Raw genomic sequence first — 2,123 nt, forward strand, 5'->3', positions numbered from 1 at the left:
CCGCCCGGCGGGGCGCGCCGGGGCCGCTGCGCCCGCTGTACGCGACGCCGGTGCGGGCGGCCGGGAACGCCCTGCTCACGGTGGTGGCGGCGGGCGCGCTGTACGGGGTGTTCACCCCGGTGGGCGCGGGGGCGGTGCCGGTGCTGGCGGTGGCCGGGGCGCTGGCGCTGGCGGCGCTGGCCGCGCAGCTCGGGGGGCGGCGCGGCTGGGTGCTGTACCTGTCGCTGATCGCCACGGTCTTCGCGGCGTTCCTCTACAGCTGGCCCGTCCAGGCGCTGCTGCCGACGTATCTGAAGACGGAGCTGCGTTACTCCCCCGCCGAGGTCACCGGCGTCCTGTACTTCGCGGGGTTCGGGACGATGGCGGGCAGTTGCCTGTCCGGTTTCGCCGGGGACCTGCTCGGTACCCGGCGGGCGTACGCGCTGATGCTGCTGGCGTCGCTCCTCTTCGTCCCGCCGGTGTTCGCCGCCGGGGACCACCTGGTGGTGCTCGGTGTGCTGCTGTTCGTCCTCCAGGCGCTGAGCCTGGGCGTCTCCGGGCTGCTGCCGCGGTACATCGGCGGGCACTTCCCCACCGCGAGCCGGGGCGCGGGCCTGGGCTTCACCTACAACGTGGGGGCGCTCGGCGGCGCGGTGGCCCCCGTCCTGGGCGCCCGTCTCGCCGAGGGCAGGTCGCTGGGCGGCGCGCTCGCCGTCCTCACGTTCGCCGGGACCGTCCTGGTCGTCCTCCTGATCGGCCTCGACGTCCCGGGCCGTCTGCACCGCCTCCTCGACCCGGACAGCGCCCGCGACCATCTGGCCCCGCCACCGCGGGAGCCCGGCGCGCGGGCCCCGGGAAGGACCCCGGAGGGCGCCGACGGCAGCTGACGCGCGCCCGAAAACCCTTTGCGCCGCGCGGTGTCCGTCCGCACGATGGTCGCCCGTGACCTCCGAAGTCCCCCGGCGCCGCCCGGCCGCCCTGCTGCCGGACCTGTCGCCCTGGCGCTCCTCGCCCGACTTCCGGCGGCTGTGGTGGGCGGGCGCCATCACGGTCTTCGGCAGTTTCCTGACGTTCGTCGCGCTGCCGCTCCAGGTCAAGGAGCTGACCGGGTCCGCGTTCGCGGTGGGGGCGCTGGGCGCCGTAGAGCTGGTCCCGCTGGTCGTCTTCGGCCTCTACGGCGGCGCGCTCGCCGATTTCCTGGACCGCCGCCGGCTGATCCTGTGGACCGAGGCCGCGCTGGGGCTGCTGTCCGCCCTGCTGCTGGTCAACGCGATGCTGCCGCGTCCGCCGGTGTGGCCGCTGTACGTCGCGGCCGCCGTGTCCAGCGCGCTGAGCGGTCTCCAGCGCCCGGCCCTGGACGCGATCGTGCCCCGTATCGTCCCGCACGACCAGCTCGCCGCGGCCGCCGCGCTCACCTCGCTGCGCCGCCAGGCGGGCGCCATCGCCGGGCCCGCGCTGGCCGGTGCTCTGCTGGCCGGGGCCGGGTTCCGCTGGGCGTACGCGATCGACGCCGTCACCTACGCCGCTTCGGTGCTGCTCACCGTGCGGCTGGCGCCCTCCCCCGCCGCGCGGGACGCCGCCCGGCCGTCGCTGCGCGCGATCGGCGAGGGCGCGCGCTACGCCTGGAGCCGCAAGGAGCTGCTGGGGACGTACGCCGTGGACCTCACGGCGATGCTGTTCGCCTTCCCGCTGGCGGTCTTCCCGTTCCTGGCCGACGAACTGCGCGCGCCGTGGGCGCTGGGCCTGATGTACGCGGCGCTGCCCGCCGGCTCCCTCCTGGTGAGCCTGACCAGCGGCTGGACGTCGCGGGTGCACCGGCACGGCCTGGCCGTCGTGCTGGCCGCCGCGGGCTGGGGGCTGGCGGTGGCGGCCGCCGGGCGGGCGGCGAACGTCTGGGTGGTGCTGCTGTTCCTGACGCTCGCCGGCTCCTTCGACATGATCAGCGGGATCTTCCGCTCGGCGCTGTGGAACCAGACCATCCCCGACGAGCTCCGCGGCCGGCTCGCCGGCATCGAGATGCTGTCGTACGCGGCGGGCCCGCAGCTCGGCCAGCTGCGCGTGGGCGGGATGGCGTCGCTCACCGGGGTGCGGACGGCGGTCTGGGCGGGCGGCGCGCTGTGCTGTGCCGCCGTCGGCCTGCTGGC

General features: G+C 76.3%; 2 protein-coding genes. Both read left to right on the forward strand.

Annotation, left to right across the window (positions count from 1 at the left end; genetic code table 11):
* Positions 1-866, forward strand: an 866-nt coding sequence (locus AC51EU_RS29870; RefSeq protein WP_496270218.1) for an MFS transporter, incomplete at its 5' end; no start/stop codon positions are given.
* 55 nt (positions 867-921) lie between these two features.
* Positions 922-2,123: MFS transporter (locus tag AC51EU_RS29875; protein WP_496270219.1), on the forward strand; the 1,202-nt coding region annotated here is incomplete at its 3' end.

Source organism: Candidatus Streptomyces philanthi (assembly GCF_059553635.1).